This is a genomic window from Rhizobium sp. NRK18, assembly GCF_024385575.1.
Taxonomy (GTDB): Bacteria; Pseudomonadota; Alphaproteobacteria; order Rhizobiales; family Rhizobiaceae; genus JANFMV01.
In genome coordinates this window covers 1,031,305-1,051,128 of the sequence record NZ_JANFMV010000001.1, presented here as the reverse complement: position 1 = coordinate 1,051,128, position 19,824 = coordinate 1,031,305, and the positions used below count along the sequence as shown (strand labels likewise).

Sequence of the window (19,824 nt, the reverse complement as noted above, 5' to 3'; positions counted from 1 at the left end):
CGCCTATGCCCCCCGACCTAGAAGGGCATCGACGACCTGTCCGCGCCACGCGCCCTCTTCCCAGGCGTCCTGCTGCCTGCCGTGTGCCGACAACCGGCGCAGGTAGAAGCCCGCATGGCAAAGAAGCGACATCAGCACCGCCGCTACTGCGCCTGCTTCATTGAGTTGCGCAAAGACGCCCCGAACCCGGGCGAGGAGCCGGTCTACCGTCGCAGCAGGATCACCGCCCGACGCAGTGGCGAGCATGTAGTGGACGAGGTCGTATCCGACAGGCAGATCCGCGTCCGCGTATTCCCAGTCGAAAACGTAAAGGCGATCGCCCAGGATGAAGCAGTTCCACGGCGTGAAATCACCATGGGCGAGCGCGACCGGCATGCTGGAAACGCGTGACGCCAGGTAGTCCAGCCCGAGTGCGAACCGCCTAGACCAATCGCTCGGCAACCCGTGATTGCCGGAAAGATCGAGAAGCCGGCGATAGGCGTTTCCCGCATCGGTTCGACCGGTTTTCGAAAACAATTCGAGAAGGAAGCGCTCGTGCCGGCTACCTGGATCCGACGGGCTGATCACACCCCCGGTCTTGCGGCTGTCGGTGACCAGAATGGATAGCCCGTCCCCGCCCTGATCGCTGAAGGCCAGAAGATGCGGGACTTGTACGGAGTTCAGCCCGAGACCGGCAATCGTCCCGAGCATGCCTGCCTCATGCGCGAGATAAGGCCGCACCGAAGCGCGCCGTCCGAGCTTCGCGTAGCCGAGGATCGTGCCACGCTCGTCCATCATCTGGATCGCTGTCTTGCGATGCGGACCGTCGGTACCCGTAAAATAGGCACAGCTCGCCATCCGTGGCAGAACCTCGCCCGGCAGCCGTGGCAACCGACCGAAACGTATTCTGCCGGAAGCCCAACCAGCCGTGAACCCCAGCCGGACAGCAGTCGTTATCCACCCCCGCGCAGCCCGGGCCGTCAACGAAACCGGCTGGTACATCGCCAGCCCGGCACGGGCGGCAGGTGCATTGTCTGAAGGCAACAGCCACCACCGCGCATTCGATCGCGCGCGCATCATGCCATAGGCGATCCCGCTGCTGACGACGGGCCGCACCCCGAGAAACGCAACATCGCCGAGGAACTCCTCGAACGGTCCTTGGGTGTGGCGGGATGGGAGGTGTTGCGGAACGTTCACCAGATCCCCCTGTAATCGCGCAGGACACTGGCCGGCCCCTTGGCCAGGTGCCAGTAGTCCGGATTGGCGATCGCCTTCAGCGCCGAGGCAATGCGCCGGTCCCGACGGAGGTTTTCCCGGGCCTGCAGGAAGGCAATCTTGCGGTCCAGATGCGCGAGCGAACTCGTCACGCCGATGCCCTGTGACCTGCCCTCGCGCTCGACATTGCTGCGAACAGTCAGAAGTGCCGCGATCAGCCGCGCAGCTCTCAACTGAGCCTTTTGTCGGCCCGCGTCCCCGAATGCCGCGGCACCGCCGAGAACGACACTCGTCTGCGCGGCATGCCGCCGATAGCGAACCAGACGCGGCGGCAGCGCGATGCCTGTGGCGCCCATGGCCACTGTGTGCAGGGAAAACCATGTGTCATGAGTCATCGCTATCGGATCGCAATCGATCCTGGCAAAGGGCAGTATGGCGTTGCGACGGAAGGCTGAGGCCATGCCGTAGACGAAATTGCCCCCCTTCAGCATCGTCTCGAGCGGAGAGCGCCGAAACGCGATCTGCCGCGCCGGCGAAAAGGCCGAAAGCTGCCAGAGCGACTGGCTGAGATCACTGCATCCACCAGTGAACTGCGAGGCATCGGAGAAGACAAAGGCGGCTTCGGGATGCTGATCGAGCGCATCAAGGCAGGCCTTGACCTTGTCCGGATGCCAGATGTCATCCTGATCGCAAAAGAACACGATATCGCCCCGGCAATGGCGGAGTGCTGTCTCGAAAGCAGCATTGACCCCGTGATTGCGATCGGCTTGCGATATCCGGACCGGGAACGGCGCTTTTTCCGCAATATCAAGCAGCAGTTGCTGGGTTCCATCAGTCGATGCGTCGTCGTGGACGACGAGCTCATCCGGCATCCTCGATTGGCCAAACAAGCTTTCGACTTGGGCACGCAGATGCGCGGCACCGTTATAGGTTGCCATCGCTATCGAGACGCGTCCGCTTTCTCCGCGCACTTCCCGGTTCAGCGGCATGACGCTTCTCCTTGGCTGGTACCCAGACAAAAGGCATCGGCATCCTGCTTTTCGAGATCCAGAGCGAATGGTCTGTCACCGGTGGCGTAGTGACGGTGCAAAGCGGCTTCGGAGTGCCGGTCGAAGACACGCCGGATATTCTCCTTCAGCAGGCGGGCGGGAACGCCACCCAATACGGAGAAAGGCGGCACGCTCGCCGTATAGTCCTTTGACAGCAAGCTGTAGGACGACGCCACGATGACGTCGTCGGGCGTGATCGTCCCCTTCTTGATGACGGTGCGGCTTCCAATCCAGTTGCGCGCGCCGATGACAACGGCCGCCTTGCAGTCGGCGGCCTGCCCCGTCTTCGTGTCGAGAATGTAGTGGAAGTCATCATCCGAGATCGTCGTCTGAAAGGCGATCCCGGTCATTTCGCCGATCTTTACCAGTGCACTGGCATAGATGAAGACGTTTTCGCGGATTCGGGCCCGTCTGCCGATCTCAAGCCGGCCCCTTGGGCCGACATAGATGTCGCAGCCTTGCATGATCGTCACGCCCTCGTGAAAGACGATCAGTCCAAGGTTGCGAATATTCGTGATGCCCTGCCCCCGGTCCTCACGCTTCCCGATGCGCACCATGCCGCGCCGGACCTCGCCCCGGATTTCCACACGACCGGAAAGGCTGGAGAACTGGGTGTGTGCATGGATGTAGACGGGCAACTTGATCGCGACCGGCAGCGGCATGCTGCGAAAGTTGAAATAGACGGTCTTGAGCCAGTTCACCCGGAAGGGCCAAAGGCGACTCTCAAGGGTCGAAAAGATCCTGTTGAGAAAGGATTTGTGAACTGCAGCTTGTTCAGTCATGCCATTTCCGCCCATCATGACGATGCTCCCACCCGGCGGACGATGCCCTGCCAGACCTCCATCCGCTCGGATGCAGAGATGCCGAGAAAGCAGACGGCGAGCAGCGTGGCGAAACCGGTCAGCACCAACGCTGCAAGTTCACCTAAGATCGTGTCGGGAAGGCACACGCGCAGGAGCGCTCCGAACGCCAGCACCAGCGCTGCGATCCCCAGGCTCGGCAACACAACGACGCGCAGGAAGCATCCGACATTCAACCCGACCAGACCGCGTAGAATGAAAAGCCGCACGCCGAGGGAAAGCACCGACAGGATCAAGAGCAAGTAGAAAACGGCCAGCACGCCGCCTCCCATGGAGAGCGTCAGATAGGCAAGCGGAATGGCACTCAGCATCAGGCCGCCGACCAGTGACTGGTAGGTCCGTATCGTGCCAGTTGCCTGGGCTGCGGCCATCAGCGGAAAGGATACGCTGTTGATCAGGGCCGTCACGAGCAAGAGCCGTGCGATGCCGCTCGCATCCGTGGGCGCGGTCTTCAGCCAGATGTCGAGCACGGCATCGATCCCCACGATCATCGGCGCCATCAGCACCAGCATGAGCAGGAAGGAAAATCTGGCGCTCCGTTCGACAAGCGCGTGGAAACGCGCCGTGTCGCCGGCTGCATGAGCCATGATGATCTGCGGACCGGAAGCAATCTGAAGGTTGGCGGCCAATGTCGACGTCGCATTGCTGAGCTGCAAGGCGATATTCTGCGCGGCATTCGCAAGGGGACCGAAAAAGAGGTTCAGGATGATGCCGATACCCTGGATATTCAGGACCTGCGCCGCGGCCCCCAGGAGGCTCCAGCCGGCAAAGCCTGACATCCCGCGCAGCAGAGAGCCGTCCCAGCAAAGGCGATACCGGCAGGAAGAATAGGCTCGCGTGCAGTAAATCACCTTCGCAGCCGCGGCAAGAAAGGTCACGGTGAACATCAGGCCCGCGAATGTCTTGAGACGGTCCCCGTCGCTCACGATCAGAAGAAGTGCGACCATAAGGCGAAGGACAGCAAAGGCGATGTCGAAAGCCGCGTAGGCAGAGAACCGCTGATAGGCCACCATCGTCGCGTTGTACGGAACCTGCAGAATGGTGATCACGGTTGACAGAACGGCGAAATGGAAGGCCAGCAAGGCGGCATCCAGCCGGCCTGCGGGAAAAACCATATGCGTCTTTACGAACCACAGACCCAAGGTCTCGGCGGCAACCAGGGTCAGCAGGGCGATCACCGCATGTATCTGCAGTGAAGCGCTGAACACGGAGCGCAGCCGCGTATTGTCGGGTTCTGCCAACTCGACACTGAGGAAGCGTTGCGTGCTCGTGGCAAGCGCAGAGTTCAGGAAGGATACCAGGAGGGTAACGCCCGCGACTGCGAAGTACACGCCGTAGTCGACCGCGCCGAGTTCGGCGAGCACAATGCGCGCCGAATATAGCGAGATGCACATCGTCACGATCGTCCGCAGGCTCATGACCAGCGTGCTTTCGCCCAAAGAACGCGCTCTGCCCATTATCGGCGGCACCGATCCTCTGCGGCCGTTCACCGGTGAGGCATCCGTGCCACTGCTGGGGGCCATATTCAGCTGCCCCGTACTCATGCGCTACACATCCTGCGTCCGCGGCATCCGATGGCAACGCATGTCCCGCTGTGCGACCGGCAGCTCATCGAATGAGCCCCGCGAGATACATGCCGTAATCATTTTTGCGGAACAGCCGAATGCGGCCGTCCAGCGCCTGTGCGTCTATCCAACCACGCTCGTAGGCAATCTCGTCCGGTGATCCGACCTGAAGTCCTTGCCGGCTCTGCAGCGTACGCACGAAGTTGCTGGCATCGAGAAGGCTCGAATGGGTTCCGGTATCGAACCAGGCATAGCCCCGCCCCATACGCTGAACCGTCAGCGAATGTTCGAGCATGTAGAGTTCCAGCAGCGAGGTGATTTCGAGCTCGCCACGCGCCGACGGCCTTATCTGACGCGCTTTCTCGGAGGCGGTTTCGTCCATGAAATAGAGGCCGGTTACGGCATAGTCCGACAAGGGTTCTTGCGGCTTCTCGACGATGCTTGAGGCTCGGCCCTCGGCGTCGAACGCCACGACGCCGTATCGCTCGGGATCCGACACCCTGTAGCCGAAGACGGTTGCGCCCCGTGTCTGCGCGTCGGCATCCGCCATGAGCGCGCTCAATCCGTGTCCGAAGAAGACGTTGTCGCCAAGCGCCATCACCGAGGGCGCCCCCGCGAGAAACTCCTCCGCCAGCAGATACGCTTGGGCAAGACCATCCGGTGAGGCTTGTTCCAGCCAGGTGAACGTGATGCCCCACTGGCTGCCGTCACCGAGCGCCCGCTGAAACTGGTCCCGATCCTGCGGGGTCGTGATGATCGCGATTTCCCGAACATTCGCGAGCATCAGCGCGCTGATGGGATAATAGATCATCGGCTTGTCGTAGAGCGGCAGGAGCTGTTTGGACATTCCAACCGTCACCGGATAGAGCCGCGTGCCGGATCCACCGGCAAGAATGATACCTTTACGCTGTTTCATAACGTCACTCCCAGGGTACGCGCAGCGTCCACTGTCCAATATTCGCCGCCCGTATCGAGACGGGTCGGGGCGGCATGACAAGAGCTTGTGTTGAAGGCCGGACCTTTACGCGGCATGGCCCAGACGACCGCCGGCCCGCTCTTCGAGGGGGCGCCACCAGGCTTCGTTGTCGAGGTACCACCGGACGGTACGATCCAACCCCTCCTCCACACTGACGGCCGGCACCCAGCCAAGTTCGGCGCGGATCCGATCAGCATTGATCGCGTAGCGCGCGTCATGCCCCGGGCGATCCGTGACGAACGCGATCTGATCGAGATAGCTGCCGCTCGCCTTCGGGCGCCTTTCGTCGAGAATGGTGCAGAGTGTCCGGACGACCTCGAGGTTGGTCCGCTCGTTGGAGCCGCCGATGTTGTAGCTTCGGCCTGCTCTCCCCTTTTCGATGACCGTCAGAAGAGCAGCCGCGTGATCCTCCACGTACAGCCAGTCGCGCACATTCGAACCGTCGCCGTAAACCGGCAGGGGTTCGCCGGCGAGGGCTTTCAGAATGATGCGAGGCACCAGCTTCTCCGGGAAATGGAAAGGGCCGTAATTGTTGGAGCAATTCGTGATCAGCACGGGCAGTCCGTAGGTCTCGTGCCATGCTCGAACCAGATGATCGGATGCAGCCTTGGATGCGGAATAGGGACTGCGCGGATCATAGGGTGTCTCTTCCGTAAACCGTATCTCCGGATCGACCGGCAACGACCCGAAAACCTCATCGGTGCTGACGTGATGGAAGCGGAATGCGGGCGGCTTGCCCTTTCGGACCCAATGCGCACGCGACGCCTCCAGCATATTGAAGGTCCCGTTGATATTGGTGCGAACAAAAGCATCCGGACCATCAATCGAACGATCGACGTGAGATTCCGCCGCGAGATGCATGACGGCATCAGGATCGTGCCTGGCAAGGACCTGATCGAGTGCCCCGCGATCGCGTATATCCGCATGTTCGAAGGCATAAAGCGGGCTATTGGAAACAGATGCGATATTGGCGAGGCAGGCCGCATAGGTCAGCGCATCGACATTGACGACCGAATGCCCGCGCGAAATCGCAAGTCGGACAACCGCCGAACCGATGAAACCTGCCCCCCCGGTGATCAGCAGTTTCATTGGACACACCTCGGCACGATGAATGCGTCACATTTCTCGGCAAGGATCAGGCAGACGCGGCTGGAGCCCCGTACACATGTGCCATCAAAGTGTATCTTGCTCATTTCGCCCCAAATCCCCCGAATATAGTCTTTACGGTCTTCAACAAAATCACGATGTCCAACCAAGGTGAAAAGTTCTTTATGTAGTAAAAATCGAACTGCAGCTTCGTGTTGACATCTTCCACCTGTGCAACGTGACCTTGATTTACCTGAGCCCACCCCGTTATTCCCGGCCTCACAACGTGACGATAGCGATAGAAAGGGAGTTTTTCTTCGTACCAGACAGACAGTGGCAACGCCTCCGGGCGTGGACCGATCCAACTCATCTCACCTCTGAGAATATTGAGGATCTGCGGGAGCTCATCGATGCGAGTGCGTCTCAGATAGCGCCCGAGCCGGGTAATGCGCGGATCCCCGTCTGCGGTCATGGCGCGCTCGCGCGCATTTGCCGCCCCCGGCGACTCAAGGCGCATGGTGCGGAACTTGTAGATGGTGAAGACCTCGCCGTGATATCCGACGCGCTGCTGCCGGAAGACGGCCGGACCGTTGGACTCCAGACGGATCAGGAGACCCACGAGCAGGAAGGCGGGAGACAGAAGCGTGAGGCAGACGGCCGCGGCGAGCCAATCAAGCCCGTGCTTGATCGTCAGGTAGGCCTGGTTGGGATTGAGCGAGCCGAGCGTGTTTTCTGACAGGTGCTCGATCGCAACGCGGCCCGTCAGCGATTCCATGATTTGCTTGACGTGATAGACCGGCGTTCCAGACAGCGCGCAATCGGCAAGAAAGCGTTCCCATGCACCGGAAAGATCGGCCCGCAAATCTGCGACGACACCTTGAATGCGTTCGTTGTGCACACCGGGCGAAACCAGCATGCGCCAGGCAACCCCGCTGATGGAGGTCACTTGCGTGACATCGCCCCCCGGCACCACGGCCAGACGCACTGGTTCCAGTCTGCTGACGACCACGGCCAGGCCGAAATACCAGAGCGAGGACAACAGGAACGATCCTCCGGCCTGGAACCGGCTGTAGTCGAGACGGAAGAAGAATATGATCAGGAACACCAGCCCATAGGTCAGGGCGAAGGTGGGCAGAATGGCGCCTGCCGCCGCAACACCGGGAAACGTGCCCAGACGGCGGTAAAGCACATAGCCCATAAAATGGGCGATCATCGCCGCGAACACGGTGACCTGATGGTTGCTATTCGACAGGATCTCCGGAACAAAAGCCATCCGAAGGGACAGCGGAATGCCGATTGCAAAGGCCAGCCCGCCGAGAAGCTGGTAACGGATCCTCAACAGCCGACGGGCCGGGTTGTCCCAATAGCCTATTGCATGCCTGTACATACTGTCCCCTCTGAATTCCATGACGCGTCGCTGCCAAGGGTGCTGCGACCTTGGTGGAGCTCCCGCCGCGCGGGCAACTTTCCGGTGGTTGGGATTGATGGATGCCGGAACCCGTTACGGGATCCTGCGGCCCGGTTAGCGAGAGCGTTCAACATGTCTGATCGCCCTCGATGAGCGCAGAGACCAGCATGCCGTAGGCCCGCCAGCTTTCTCCGATTGCCCTGCCATGTTCCCATGCCGTGGCGGCGACGCTCGTCAGCACGGCGCCGGAAACCGTCGAGGCCATCTCTTCTGCGTCCGGAATGGGAAGGTCGTCGTAGCCTGCCAGAAGGCCCGCCTCGTAGACGGAAACGATGGCCTTAGCATCGTCGTCGCTCAATGACGGACACACGCCTCGCACGGTCGTTTCGACGGCCTTGATGCAATCGTGAAGCTGCATGAGAGGGTGATCGAAACTGCCGAACAAAGGCTCGATGCAACGAATGTACCGTGACAGCGTCGACTCACCCGGACCGGGCGGTAAGGACGCCAGTTTCGAAAGCGATGCCGCCGATCGAACGATGGCTCCGCCCTGAACCACGGCCCATTGTTTGGATCCCGTATGCGTCATAACAGGACCTCGCCGTCGCAACGACCTTCAGCGCGGGACCGCGGCGCGAAAGCGACAATCTTGTCGGACAAAAGGGGGGACGCTTTTCGAAGCCTCGGCTCCTCCGGTATCTGCGGACACCCGGTAAAATAGCCCTGAAGCCATTGCGCTCCCGAAGCCTTGGCGGCGGCAACGGCGGCAATGTCCTCCACACCTTCGACGACAACGTCGTCGGCCAGGCACAACGACATACTCACGAGGCTCGACAGCAATTCCTCAGCCGTTTCGAGTGACACAGTCTCGCGCACGTAGAGACCGTCGATCTTGATGATGTGCGGACGGAGCTGCCGCGCGAACGCGATGGAGCTGACACCCGCCCCGAAGTCATCAAGCGCGATGCGGCATCCTGTCTGCCGCAATGCGGTCAGGCATGACAGGGCATCTTCGATATCCGGCGGGGATGCCGTTTCCGTGACCTCCAGCACAAGCCGCTTGGCGATGTCTGGGCATTCGCGAAGCTCCTGGACAATGGAGTGCCACCAGAGATCGTTGCAGACTGAAAGGCCGGATATGTTGCAGCCGAGGACATCGTCAGGTCGTGCGCGCAACCGTAAAATGGTTGCACGCACGACACGGCGATCCAGCGTACGCGTCAACCCCAACCGCTCGATAGAAGGAAGATATACGCTCGGCGCCAGGACGGCCCCGTCGTAGCCCGACAGTCGTAACAGGCATTCATTGTAAAGAACCCGGACGCCATCAGCGGCGCTGACTATTGGCTGTTCCGCAAAGGCGATCTCGCCGTCTCTTAGAAGCGAATAGGCAAGGACGGCCGTGCCCATATCGAACCGATACTGGGCGGCATCCAAACTCGAGGACGGCAATGGCAACAAATCCACCGGCCGGCGATCTTGGTAGAAGCCAAGCGCAACCATGACACGCACGGAGCCAATCACGACGGGAGAGATGGCGACCTCGTGAACGATGGCCTCGATATCAGAAAAGTGATCCCCGGCATCGGACGCAACCTCGTGGTGGAGCTGAACCCCCCAGGCACTTTGCTCACACCGCCAGGAGCTCTCGGCGAGGGCCACTTCAAAACGGCGCCAGACCTCGTGCAGAACGCGTCCGGCAGTACCCTCCGAATAGGCGGCAGCGATGCAGAAGAGATTCTCGATCGAGACGTTGACGACGGATGAAACGCTCACTGGCTGAGCCCTCGCGCAGCGCTTGTGAGGCCGCAGCCCAGCATTTTCGACAGCAAGACCGGACCTGCGGCCCCGTCTACAAGCCCCCTGTGGCGCGCAGAATGCGCAGCAATTTCACCAGAATGAGAAAACGCGAGGCGTAGGAGAGCGTTGCTGCTCCGGCTGTTCCGCCCCAATCCGTCGTCGCCGTCGCCCTGCATAAAGGGGTCCCTTCCGGTACAACGACTCGGAAGGCTCCGGCCAGCAATCTATACACTGTAAAATTTGACTTTTTTTTAACCATCTCGGGAATTGCCGAGTTCAGACAAAAGGGACCCCTTAATGTCAATAACATGACACGTAGCTGGTCGACTGCAAATGCAATCAGGACCTCGTTCTTCCGGCACCAGCTCAATGATGGTCAGCGAAGGTCAAAGACGCCGGAAACAAGAAAATGAAAATAGGATATGCGCGCGTTTCTACGGAAGATCAGAGACTCGACCTCCAGATAGAGGCTCTTAAAAGGAATGGTTGTGACAACATTTTTTCGGATCATGGAGTCTCTGGAGGCAACTTCGAGCGTCCCGGTCTGGAACAGGCTCTCGATCAGCTTGAGACAAACGATACGCTTGTGGTCTGGAAGCTCGATCGTCTCGGCCGTTCCCTGATCCGCCTTGTTCAGCTGATAGATGAGCTCGGGAAACGGAAGGTGCACTTTCAGTCCCTGTCAGAGAACATCGACACCAGTTCGCCCGGGGGCCGTCTCGTCTTCCACATGATGGCAGCGCTCGCCGAATTCGAGCGGTCCCTCATCAGCGAACGCACACGCGCAGGCATGGCTGCCGCACGCCGGGTAGGCCAGCACCTCGGCCGCAAGCCTATCCTGTCGGATGACGAGCTACGGGAGGCGGCCGATCAGGTCACGCATCAAGGGGCAGTACTGAACGAGGTCGCCAAGCGCCTGGGCCTTGCCCCCCGTTCTCTGCGGCGCATGATACAGGCGCGCTTAGGGAGAAACCAGCCGAAGCTCTGTGGCCAGAACCCTGCAAATGACCGGCTCTTGGAGGCTCGACGCTCGTAAGGAGATTGCCCCCCTATGCCGCCCTTGCCGGAAATATCGGGTGGGCCGCAGTTATTCCTGGAAAAGTGATGTTTCGCGCGTCATGGCGATCAATAGAATTAAGGCAGGCGCGCGGAACTTCCGAACTCACGCGATAGATGCGCCTCCGTGCGACGTCGGCGGGAAATGCCTGCACGGCAGGTTGATGGCGTTTGCAGTGGCCAGGCAAAATCCGCCCGTGCTTCCAGGCGATCAACCTCACAAGGCGGAGCGTCCAAGTCTATGCGCGAACCGCGCCGGTTCCGCCTGACGTGGACGAGCTTGAACATTCTGCGTGCCTCATGCCCGGCAGTCCACATCCTTCCGTTTCGTGCGATTTAAACGACAAGAACCGCCCCGAAAGACAGAGGCGGCGAATGATTTAGCAGCTGCAGGAACTAGTGCCGGGGGACTGATTACACCGAGGCTGGAAAATTTGGCCCGTTCCGTAAAAAAGACGGGTCGTCCGGCAGTGGGTCAATTTGAACTGGACGATTGCCTTGCTCTTCGCCGGCGTCCGCAGAGCGGCCAATTCGGACGATCAGCACCTGCGCCAATCGCTTTGCAAGCCGAGGCCCCATCTTTATCTTTTCCTTATTCCGCTGCGCGACCTTCCCAATCGAAACCTGATCCGGTCTGTCGATAGGATTGGCTCCTGACATCAACAGGAGTCGTTCCATGTCTGACATCATATTCCTTGCGCTCGGTACGGGCGTGTTTGTGGCGCTCGCGGTTTATGCCCGCGCCCTTCAGCGCATGTGAGGCCGGCGCGATGGAAGCTCTTCTCGGCATCGTGATAGCGGCTGCCCTTTTCATCTATCTGGTCGTCACGCTGCTGCGGCCGGAAAAGTTCTGATCGGAGGATGATCATGACCTTTATCGGATGGCTGCAAATCGGCTTCGGGCTGCTTCTTGTTTTCCTTGCCATCAAGCCGCTTGGTGTCTACATGGCCGCGGTGTTTGACGGACGGCGGACCTGGCTTTCGCCAGCGCTCCTGCCGCTCGAAAACATGTTTTACAAGCTTTCCGGCATCAAGGCCGAGCGCGAGCATGGATGGCTCGGCTACACGCTCGCCATGCTGGCTTTCTCACTGGCGGGATTTCTCGTCCTCTATGCGCTTCAGCGCCTTCAGGCCTATCTGCCGGTCAACCCGCAGGGCTTTGCCGGAGTGCCGAGCGATCTTGCCTTCAATACCGCCGTCAGCTTCGTGACCAATACAAACTGGCAAAACTATGCCGGCGAAGCGACCATGAGCAACCTGACGCAGATGGCGGGCCTCGCGGTACAGAACTTTCTGTCGGCGGCGACGGGCATCGCGCTCGCGATCGCCGTGACACGGGCGTTCAGCCGATCGCAGGCGCAGACGATCGGCAATTTCTGGGTCGATCTCACACGGGCGACCCTTTACGTGCTTCTGCCGATTGCAATTGTCATCGCGATCGCGTTCGTACTCCTGGGCCTGCCGCAAACGCTTGCCGGAACGGCAACCGCCACAACGCTTGAGGGCGCAAAGCAGGTGATCGCGCTGGGGCCTGTCGCCAGCCAGGAGGCGATCAAGCAGCTCGGAACGAATGGCGGCGGCTTTTTCAATGCCAATGCCGCGCACCCGTTCGAAAATCCTAATGCGCTTTCCAATTACCTGAACATCTTCGCCATGATGTCCCTGTCCTCGGCGCTCGTCTACGCGTTCGGCCAAATGACCGGAAACCGCCGGCAGGGTTGGGTGCTCATCGCCTCCATCGCGATCCTTCTGTGCGCGGGCATCGCGGTCATCTACTGGGCCGAGGCCAACGGCAACCCGATCCTGACTGCGCTCGGCGTCGATCCGGCGCAGGGGAACATGGAAGGTAAGGAGATCCGCTTTGGCCAGGCCATGACAGCGCTCTATGCCGCCGTCACGACCGGGCAGTCCAATGGCGGCGTCAATGGCATGATCGGCTCGTTCACCGGGCTCGGCGGTCTTGTCCCGATGTTTCTCATCCAGCTTGGCGAGATCCTGCCCGGCGGCGTCGGTTCCGGACTGTATGGCCTGATCGTATTCGCGGTTCTCTCGGTCTTCGTCGCGGGCCTCATGGTTGGTCGCACGCCGGAATTCCTCGGCAAGAAAATCGAAAGGCGCGAGATGAAATTCGCCATGCTCGCGGTGCTCATCCTGCCTCTCGTCATCCTTGGATTCTCCGCCGTCGCTGCCATGCTGCCCTTCGCGGTATCGTCCATCGGCACCGCCGGACCGCACGGACTTTCAGAAATCCTCTATGCCTATACGTCAGCGGCCGGCAACAACGGCTCGGCCATGGCCGGGCTCAACGGCAACACCGTCTGGTACAACACGACGCTTGGCATCGCGATGCTGCTCGGCCGTTTCGGCTACATCGTACCGGTTATGGCCATGGCGGGTTCAATCGCCGCCAAACAGAAGATTCCGGCCTCCAAGGGCACATTCCCGACCGACACGCCCCTGTTCGCGGGCCTTCTCATTGGCATCATCCTTATCCTCGGCGGCCTGCAGTTCTTCCCTGCCCTCGCGCTCGGACCTGTCGTCGAGCATTTCGCGATGCTTGCCGGACAAACCTTCTAAGGTCACTCACATGTCCACCCTATCGCACCAGCCCCATGCTCCCAGTCTCTTCGACCCGGCGATCCTCGCGCCGGCGGCAAGAGATGCCGTGAGGAAGCTCGACCCGCGACGTCTCGTCCGCAACCCGGTCATCTTCGTCACGGAAGTCGTCGCCGGCTTCGTGAGCTTCATCTTCATCAACGACCTGATCTCCCATGCCGCCGAGGCAATCTTCTCCGGGCAGATAGCCGCCTGGCTCTGGTTCACCGTGCTTTTCGCAACCTTTGCCGAAGCGGTTGCGGAAGGACGCGGCCGCGCCCAGGCAGAAAGCCTGCGGCAGGCAAAGTCAGAACTCGTCGCTCACCGTCTGAAGGCCGACGGGACCACGGAGTCCATTGCAGCCGAGAAGCTTAGGCTCGGCGACCTCGTCCTTGTGAAAGCGGGGGAGCTGATCCCCGGCGACGGCGAGGTGATCGAGGGAATTGCTTCCGTCAACGAAAGTGCGATCACGGGCGAATCCGCCCCCGTGATCCGCGAATCCGGCGGCGACCGCTCCGCGGTGACGGGCAGAACGCAGGTCCTTTCAGACTGGATCAAGGTCAAGATCACCGTTCAACCGGGGTCGAGTTTCGTTGATCGCATGATTGCACTGATCGAGGGGGCCGAACGCCAGAAGACGCCCAATGAGATTGCGCTCTCCATTCTGCTCTCCGGCCTGACCTTGGTCTTCCTGATCGTCGTCGTATGCGTCTGGGGGCTGGCCGGCTACTCGGGAACGGTCGTGTCCGTAACCGTTCTGGCGGCCCTGCTCGTCACGCTCATCCCGACGACCATCGGCGGGCTTCTTTCGGCGATCGGCATTGCCGGCATGGATCGGCTGGTGCGTTTCAACGTCATCGCCACTTCAGGCCGCGCAGTGGAGGCGGCAGGCGATGTCGACACTCTGCTTCTCGACAAGACTGGGACGATCACCTACGGCAACCGCATGGCGTCGGACTTTCTGCCCGCACCCGGCGTCGAGCCACACGAACTGGCCGAGGCCGCCCTTCTCGCAAGCCTTGCCGACGAGACGCCGGAGGGACGTTCCATCGTCGCGCTTGCCAGCGGCACGTACGGGATTGCCACGCCCGATCTGATCGCCGATGCGATTGTTCCCTTCGCGGCTGAAACACGACTTTCCGGATGCGACATCGGCGATCGCCGTCTGCGCAAGGGTGCAGTCGATTCCATCTTGCGTTTCGCCGGCGTAGTCGAAAGCGGCGGCCCCTTGGCCTTCAGGCAGGCCGTCGAGAAGGTTGCCCGCACCGGCGGCACGCCGCTGGCCGTCGCCGATGGAGACAGGCTGCTTGGCGTCATCCACCTCAAAGACGTTGTGAAGCCGGGCATCAAGGAACGCTTTGCGGAACTGCGCGCCATGGGCATCCGCACGGTTATGGTCACCGGCGACAACCCGGTTACCGCCGCCGCCATCGCTTCGGAGGCCGGGGTCGACGATTTCCTCGCCGAGGCCAAACCGGAGGACAAGCTCGCCTATATCCGCACCCAGCAGGCGGAAGGCAGGCTGGTCGCCATGTGCGGCGACGGCACCAACGACGCGCCGGCTCTTGCCCAAGCCGATGTCGGTGTTGCCATGCAGACGGGAACCCAGGCTGCCCGCGAGGCCGCCAACATGGTCGATCTCGATTCGAGCCCGACAAAGCTCATCGAGATTGTCGAGATCGGAAAACAGCTCCTGATGACGAGGGGGGCCCTGACGACCTTCTCCATCGCCAACGACGTGGCCAAATATTTCGCCATCATTCCGGCGCTGTTCGTCGTCACCTATCCGCAGCTGGGCCTGCTCAACATCATGGCGCTCGGCTCGCCGAAATCGGCGATCCTCTCAGCGGTCATTTTCAACGCGCTGATCATCATCGCGCTCATTCCGCTGGCGCTGAAAGGGATCTCTTATCGGCCAGCGGGAGCCGATGTGCTCCTGCGCCGCAATCTCCTCCTGTACGGCCTTGGCGGGCTCGTCTTGCCCTTTGCGGGCATCAAGATCATCGATTTCGCCATTGTCTTCCTGAACCTGGTGTAGGTCCCATGCTCAAGCATCTTCGCCCCGCATTTTCGATTGTTGTCCTGATGACTGCGTTGACCGGCATTGCCTATCCCCTGGCGATCACCGGCGTCGCGCAGGCGATCGCGCCGGCAAAGGCCAACGGCAGCCTGATCTTGAGGGATGGTCATGTCATCGGCTCCCGCTTGATCGGTCAGAGCTTCAATTCTGACGGCTATTTCTGGCCGCGGCCATCGGCTACAGCATCCGTTCCCTACAACGCAGATGCGTCCGGCGGCTCAAACTACGGTCCCACATCGGCCAGTCTCCGATCGCGAGTGACAGCCGACATCACGCGGCTTTCAGGCACCGGGATGAGGGCACCCCTGCCCGCAGATGCCGTCATGGCATCCGGCTCAGGCTTGGACCCTGACATTTCGCCGGATTTCGCCCGTGCGCAGGTCTCCCGCGTGGCAAAGACGAGAGGGATTGAACAGGCCGATCTCGATCGCCTCGTCGAAACTCATACCAGCGGGAGATGGCTCGGATTCATCGGTGAGCCACGCGTGAATGTGCTAGAACTCAATCTTGCACTTGATGCATTGAAGACCTGAAGGACGGCATGGGAATACCCGACCTAGATCCGAACCGGCGCCCCGATCCGGACGCCCTGCTTGCCCTTGCGGAGAAGCAACGCCGGGGCAAGCTGACGATTTTCGTGGGCGCGGCGCCCGGTGTCGGGAAGACCTACGCCATGCTTCAGAAGGCAAGGCGGCTGCGGGATGCCGGTGCCGACATCGTCGTCGGTTTGGTCGAGACCCATGGCCGTGACGAGACGGCGGCACTTCTCGACGGGCTCAAGTTGTTGCCAAGGGTCGCCGTCGAGTACCGGGAACGCCTTCTGCATGAGTTCGACCTTGACGGCACGCTGAAGCGCAGGCCGGGTGTCGTCATCGTTGACGAACTCGCCCACAGCAATCCGGAGGGCAGCCGGCATCCCAAGCGCTACCAGGACATCGAGGAGCTGCTGAGTGAGGGAATAGACGTATGGACGGCGATGAACATCCAGCATCTGGAAAGCCTCTCCGATCTCGTGACACAGATTACCGGCGTTACCATCCGGGAACGCGTACCGGATAAGGTGCTTGCCAACGCGGACGAGGTATTGCTTGTCGATCTTTCGCCCTCCGAGCTCGTCGAGCGCTTGAAGCAAGGCAAGGTGTACCTGCCTGAAAGTGCGACCCGTGCCGTCGACCGCTTCTTCAGGATCGGCAACCTTACGGCGCTGCGTGAACTGGCATTGCGTCGCACTGCCGATCGTGTCGACGATCAGGTTGTCGATTATCTGAAGCAGAATGCGATTTACGGTCCCTGGGCCAGCGGTGAACGACTTGTCGTGTGCGTCGGGGCGGACACCCTGTCGGAAACCGCTGTGCGTGCCGCAGGACGATTGGCGTCAGGGTTGAATGCGTCATGGGTCGCCGTTCATGTCGAGCGGCCGGATATGGACCGAGAAAGCCCGGAGGCGCTAAGGCGGGTCGATCAGACACTGAAACTCGCCGAGCAGCTGGGGGCCGAAGTGCAGAGGCTCAGTGGCAACGACTTTGTTGAAGAGATACTGAGCTTTGCAGCGCGCCAACACGCCACGCAGATCGTCATAGGAGCGACGCGCAAGATGCCCTGGCGCCCATGGCGCGGACAGTCGCTTCAGGCTGCCCTTGGCGAGCGGGCGAACGGTCCTGCCCTTCATGTCATCACCGGAGAAGGCGAGCCGGCGATGGCAAGGGTCAGCACCTTGATGCCTGGCTGGTCGGAGATAAAGCGCACGCTCCTTCTCGGCACGCTGGCAGTCGGCGCGGCCACGATCATCGGCTCGGCCCTGGACACGATCGTTCATCTGCCCAACCTGTCGATCGTGTTCCTGATGGCCGTCCTTGGTGCCGCAGCCTATGCCGGATTGGGTGCCGCACTGTTTGCCTCGGCACTATCGACGCTGGCCTACAACTTCTTCTTCATCGAGCCGCGCTACACCTTCACCGTCGCGGAACCTTCGGAAGTATTCGCTCTCTTTGCTTATCTCGGGGTTGCCCTGCTGGGTGGCAGCCTGGCGGCGCGCATCCGAGACCAGGCGAAAGCTGCGCGCAGCAGAGCCGCGGCAACGCAGGCGCTCTATGATTTTTCACGCAAACTCTCCGGCACCGCCAAGGACGACGAGGTCCTCTGGGCCGCCGTCACGCAATTGCAGGCCACCTTGCGGCGCAATGTCATCGTTTTTCTGCCCAAGGAAGGAGACCTGCAGATCATGGCGGCCTGGCCGCCCGATACCGAGGCGAACGTCACCGACATGACCGCGGCGCGATGGGCACAGGAAAAACAGGAGCCGGCCGGAAGCGGTACGGGCACACTTCCCAACAGCCAGTTTCAGTTCAGGCCGCTGATGAGCCCCCACGGCTCTGTCGGTGTCTGCGGCATCGAGCTTGCCGGCGAGCCGATGACCTCTTCCGAGGAACGCAATCTGATGGCGATCATCGATCAGACCGCGATTGCGATCGATAGGGCACGTCTGTCGAGGGAGAGCCTGGAACAGGCTGCGCGGCTGGAGGGGGAGCGCTACAGGGATGCTCTCCTGTCGTCGATCTCGCACGATCTGAAGACGCCGCTGGCGACGATAACGGGGGCAGTGAGCAGCCTGAGGGAGTTCGGAGAAAGGATGCCGCCGGCGAGCCGCGATGATCTCCTGCAATCGATCGAGCAGGAAAGCGACCGGCTATCGCGTTTCGTCGCCAACCTCCTGGACATGAGCCGCATCGAGGCGGGCGGCCTAAGAACTGCACGCGACTGGATCGACGTCGCGGATGTCGTCCGCTCGGCGGTCGAGCGCATCAGGCGATATTTCCCGGGACGGGTCATAGAGACGGGCATCGCCACCGATCTGCCGCTGATCGAGGGCGACAGCGTGCTCATGGGCCAAATCCTGTTCAATCTCCTGGACAATGCCGTCAAATATGGCGGCAGCGAACCGATCAACGTTTACGCCCGCCGCGATGGCGATGCAGTCCTGATTTCCGTCACGGATCTTGGAAAGGGAATTCCCCCGGAAGACCTCGAACGCGTTTTCGAAAAGTTCTATCGTCGCGGCAAGGCCGATGGTCGCGCACCTGGGACCGGACTGGGCCTGTCCATTGCGCGCGGCTTTGTCGAGGCGATGGGTGGGACGATCAGGGCCGAAAGTCCGGCACTTAAGAAGAAAGGTACACGCATAGTCATGAGGTTCCCGCTGAAGACCGCCTCCGGCGACGGGACGACGCCATGACCCTCGATCGCATCCTTGTCGTCGACGATGAACCGCAGATCCAGCGCTTCCTCAGGCCCGCTCTCAATGCCGCCGGCTACGACGTGCTCCAGGCAAGCACGGGCGCGGAGGCATTGAAGGCAGCGGCAACCGCTGCCCCGGATGTCATTATCCTCGATCTCGGGCTTCCCGACATGGACGGCAAGGATGTTGTCGCCCAGTTGCGCGGATGGTCGGACATCCCGATCATCATCCTGTCCGCCCGTGAACGCGAAAGCGAGAAGATCGCTGCCCTCGATCTGGGCGCCGATGACTATGTCGAAAAGCCATTCGGTATCGGCGAACTGGCGGCGCGCATCCGCACAGCACTTCGGCACAAGAGCCGCACAAGCACGACTGCCACGCATATCGAGATTGACGGTCTGGAGATCGACACATTGCGGCGCGTCGTTATGCGTGACGGCATGGCAATCAGGCTCACGCCCAAGGAATACGATCTTCTCGTTCTTCTGGCCAGGCATGCCGGCCGGGTCGTCACCCACCGGACGCTGCTGACCTCCGTCTGGGGGCCAGCGCATGAAGAAGACCTCCAGTACCTCCGCGTCTTCATTGGTCAACTCCGCCAGAAAATCGAACGCAATCCGGGAGAACCGTGGATCATCCGGACCGAACCGGGCGTGGGTTACCGTTTTGCGGAAAGCGATCAAGGCGGCTCGTGACGGATCGGACTAGAGCACGAATGGATGGTTGTCTGACGAACCCAGATCGGGACCAAGGCAGGCAAGGATAAGCCACTATCAACTCTGGCGAAGAGATGTCATCGAAGGGCGTAACTCAATTTCACGAAGAGACTGCCCTGCTTGCGGTTATGATCCGCGTTTTCAGGTTCGCGCGCTCCCTAACGTGAGGTTTTCGCCGCGATCAAGCGCGGCGAGATCCGATGC

17 protein-coding genes are annotated in these 19,824 nt (G+C 60.9%); 7 read left to right on the top strand and 10 right to left on the bottom strand.

Annotation, left to right across the window (positions count from 1 at the left end):
• Positions 1–3: 3 nt before the first annotated feature.
• From NN662_RS04825 to NN662_RS04785, 9 genes are all read right to left on the bottom strand, one after another.
• Entirely contained in the window at positions 4–1,176 is a 1,173-nt protein-coding gene (locus NN662_RS04825) for a phosphotransferase (RefSeq protein ID WP_261929171.1), read from the bottom strand.
• Entirely contained in the window at positions 1,173–2,183 is a 1,011-nt protein-coding gene (locus NN662_RS04820) for a glycosyltransferase (RefSeq protein ID WP_261929170.1), read from the bottom strand. The genes NN662_RS04825 and NN662_RS04820 overlap by 4 nt, the downstream gene beginning before the upstream one ends.
• The gene (locus tag NN662_RS04815; RefSeq protein ID WP_261929169.1) at positions 2,174–3,043 is read right to left on the bottom strand and encodes an acyltransferase; all 870 of its coding nucleotides are present in this window, start codon (positions 3,041–3,043) and stop codon (positions 2,174–2,176) included. The genes NN662_RS04820 and NN662_RS04815 overlap by 10 nt, the downstream gene beginning before the upstream one ends.
• Positions 3,040–4,647, bottom strand: a complete 1,608-nt coding sequence (locus tag NN662_RS04810) for a hypothetical protein (protein ID WP_261929168.1) — start codon at positions 4,645–4,647, stop codon at positions 3,040–3,042. The genes NN662_RS04815 and NN662_RS04810 overlap by 4 nt, the downstream gene beginning before the upstream one ends.
• A gap of 64 nt (positions 4,648–4,711) precedes the next feature.
• Positions 4,712–5,584 (bottom strand): glucose-1-phosphate thymidylyltransferase RfbA, encoded by an 873-nt coding sequence (rfbA, locus tag NN662_RS04805; RefSeq protein WP_261929167.1) that lies wholly within the window; start codon positions 5,582–5,584, stop codon positions 4,712–4,714.
• Positions 5,585–5,689: 105 nt separating this feature from the next.
• Positions 5,690–6,733, bottom strand: coding sequence for a dTDP-glucose 4,6-dehydratase (rfbB, locus tag NN662_RS04800; protein WP_261929166.1), 1,044 nt, complete (start codon positions 6,731–6,733; stop codon positions 5,690–5,692).
• 100 nt (positions 6,734–6,833) lie between these two features.
• The gene (locus NN662_RS04795; RefSeq protein ID WP_261929165.1) at positions 6,834–8,117 is read right to left on the bottom strand and encodes a sugar transferase; all 1,284 of its coding nucleotides are present in this window, start codon (positions 8,115–8,117) and stop codon (positions 6,834–6,836) included.
• 148 nt (positions 8,118–8,265) lie between these two features.
• Entirely contained in the window at positions 8,266–8,556 is a 291-nt protein-coding gene (locus NN662_RS04790; RefSeq protein WP_261929164.1) for a hypothetical protein, read from the bottom strand.
• A 167-nt stretch (positions 8,557–8,723) separates the two neighbouring features.
• The gene (locus tag NN662_RS04785) at positions 8,724–9,914 is read right to left on the bottom strand and encodes an EAL domain-containing protein (protein ID WP_261929163.1); all 1,191 of its coding nucleotides are present in this window, start codon (positions 9,912–9,914) and stop codon (positions 8,724–8,726) included.
• 433 nt (positions 9,915–10,347) lie between these two features.
• Here NN662_RS04785 and NN662_RS04780 point away from each other — a divergent pair, with 433 nt between their 5' ends.
• Positions 10,348–10,974, top strand: a complete 627-nt coding sequence (locus NN662_RS04780) for a recombinase family protein (RefSeq protein WP_261929162.1) — start codon at positions 10,348–10,350, stop codon at positions 10,972–10,974.
• A gap of 434 nt (positions 10,975–11,408) precedes the next feature.
• Here the strand turns inward: NN662_RS04780 and NN662_RS04775 are convergent, their stop codons facing one another.
• Complete coding sequence (locus NN662_RS04775) at positions 11,409–11,672, bottom strand: hypothetical protein (protein ID WP_261929161.1); 264 nt, start codon at positions 11,670–11,672, stop codon at positions 11,409–11,411.
• A gap of 56 nt (positions 11,673–11,728) precedes the next feature.
• Between NN662_RS04775 and kdpF the strand changes: the two genes are divergently transcribed.
• Genes kdpF through NN662_RS04745 form a run of 6 tightly spaced genes read left to right on the top strand, consistent with a single transcriptional unit; the run spans position 11,729 to position 19,599 of the window.
• Positions 11,729–11,848 carry a K(+)-transporting ATPase subunit F gene (kdpF, locus tag NN662_RS04770; RefSeq protein WP_261929160.1) on the top strand — a complete coding sequence of 40 codons (120 nt, stop codon included), beginning with the start codon at positions 11,729–11,731 and terminating at the stop codon, positions 11,846–11,848.
• Between the two features lie 13 nt (positions 11,849–11,861).
• Positions 11,862–13,571, top strand: a complete 1,710-nt coding sequence (gene kdpA, locus NN662_RS04765; protein WP_261929159.1) for a potassium-transporting ATPase subunit KdpA — start codon at positions 11,862–11,864, stop codon at positions 13,569–13,571.
• 10 nt (positions 13,572–13,581) lie between these two features.
• Positions 13,582–15,627 (top strand): potassium-transporting ATPase subunit KdpB, encoded by a 2,046-nt coding sequence (gene kdpB / locus NN662_RS04760; RefSeq protein WP_261929158.1) that lies wholly within the window; start codon positions 13,582–13,584, stop codon positions 15,625–15,627.
• 5 nt (positions 15,628–15,632) lie between these two features.
• On the top strand, positions 15,633–16,202 hold the full coding sequence (gene kdpC / locus NN662_RS04755; protein WP_261929157.1) for a potassium-transporting ATPase subunit KdpC: 570 nt from the start codon (positions 15,633–15,635) through the stop codon (positions 16,200–16,202).
• An 8-nt stretch (positions 16,203–16,210) separates the two neighbouring features.
• Positions 16,211–18,901, top strand: a complete 2,691-nt coding sequence (locus NN662_RS04750) for a sensor histidine kinase (protein WP_261929156.1) — start codon at positions 16,211–16,213, stop codon at positions 18,899–18,901.
• Complete coding sequence (locus NN662_RS04745) at positions 18,898–19,599, top strand: response regulator (protein WP_261929155.1); 702 nt, start codon at positions 18,898–18,900, stop codon at positions 19,597–19,599. Before NN662_RS04750 ends, NN662_RS04745 begins: the two co-directional genes overlap by 4 nt.
• The last annotated feature ends 225 nt before the right edge of the window (positions 19,600–19,824 follow it).

Excerpts from the sequence above, each read along its gene's own strand:
- kdpA (WP_261929159.1), top strand. The coding sequence starts at position 11,862 with ATGACCTTTATCGGATGGCTGCAAATCGGCTTCGGGCTGCTTCTTGTT.
- rfbB (WP_261929166.1), bottom strand. The coding sequence starts at position 6,733 with ATGAAACTGCTGATCACCGGGGGGGCAGGTTTCATCGGTTCGGCGGTT.
- kdpF (WP_261929160.1), top strand. The coding sequence starts at position 11,729 with ATGCCCGCGCCCTTCAGCGCATGTGAGGCCGGCGCGATGGAAGCTCTT.
- NN662_RS04775 (WP_261929161.1), bottom strand. The coding sequence starts at position 11,672 with ATGGAACGACTCCTGTTGATGTCAGGAGCCAATCCTATCGACAGACCG.
- NN662_RS04820 (WP_261929170.1), bottom strand. The coding sequence starts at position 2,183 with ATGCCGCTGAACCGGGAAGTGCGCGGAGAAAGCGGACGCGTCTCGATA.
- kdpC (WP_261929157.1), top strand. The coding sequence starts at position 15,633 with ATGCTCAAGCATCTTCGCCCCGCATTTTCGATTGTTGTCCTGATGACT.
- NN662_RS04815 (WP_261929169.1), bottom strand. The coding sequence starts at position 3,043 with ATGATGGGCGGAAATGGCATGACTGAACAAGCTGCAGTTCACAAATCC.
- NN662_RS04745 (WP_261929155.1), top strand. The coding sequence starts at position 18,898 with ATGACCCTCGATCGCATCCTTGTCGTCGACGATGAACCGCAGATCCAG.
- NN662_RS04795 (WP_261929165.1), bottom strand. The coding sequence starts at position 8,117 with ATGTACAGGCATGCAATAGGCTATTGGGACAACCCGGCCCGTCGGCTG.
- NN662_RS04750 (WP_261929156.1), top strand. The coding sequence starts at position 16,211 with ATGGGAATACCCGACCTAGATCCGAACCGGCGCCCCGATCCGGACGCC.
- NN662_RS04780 (WP_261929162.1), top strand. The coding sequence starts at position 10,348 with ATGAAAATAGGATATGCGCGCGTTTCTACGGAAGATCAGAGACTCGAC.
- rfbA (WP_261929167.1), bottom strand. The coding sequence starts at position 5,584 with ATGAAACAGCGTAAAGGTATCATTCTTGCCGGTGGATCCGGCACGCGG.
- kdpB (WP_261929158.1), top strand. The coding sequence starts at position 13,582 with ATGTCCACCCTATCGCACCAGCCCCATGCTCCCAGTCTCTTCGACCCG.
- NN662_RS04810 (WP_261929168.1), bottom strand. The coding sequence starts at position 4,647 with ATGAGTACGGGGCAGCTGAATATGGCCCCCAGCAGTGGCACGGATGCC.
- NN662_RS04790 (WP_261929164.1), bottom strand. The coding sequence starts at position 8,556 with ATGCAGCTTCACGATTGCATCAAGGCCGTCGAAACGACCGTGCGAGGC.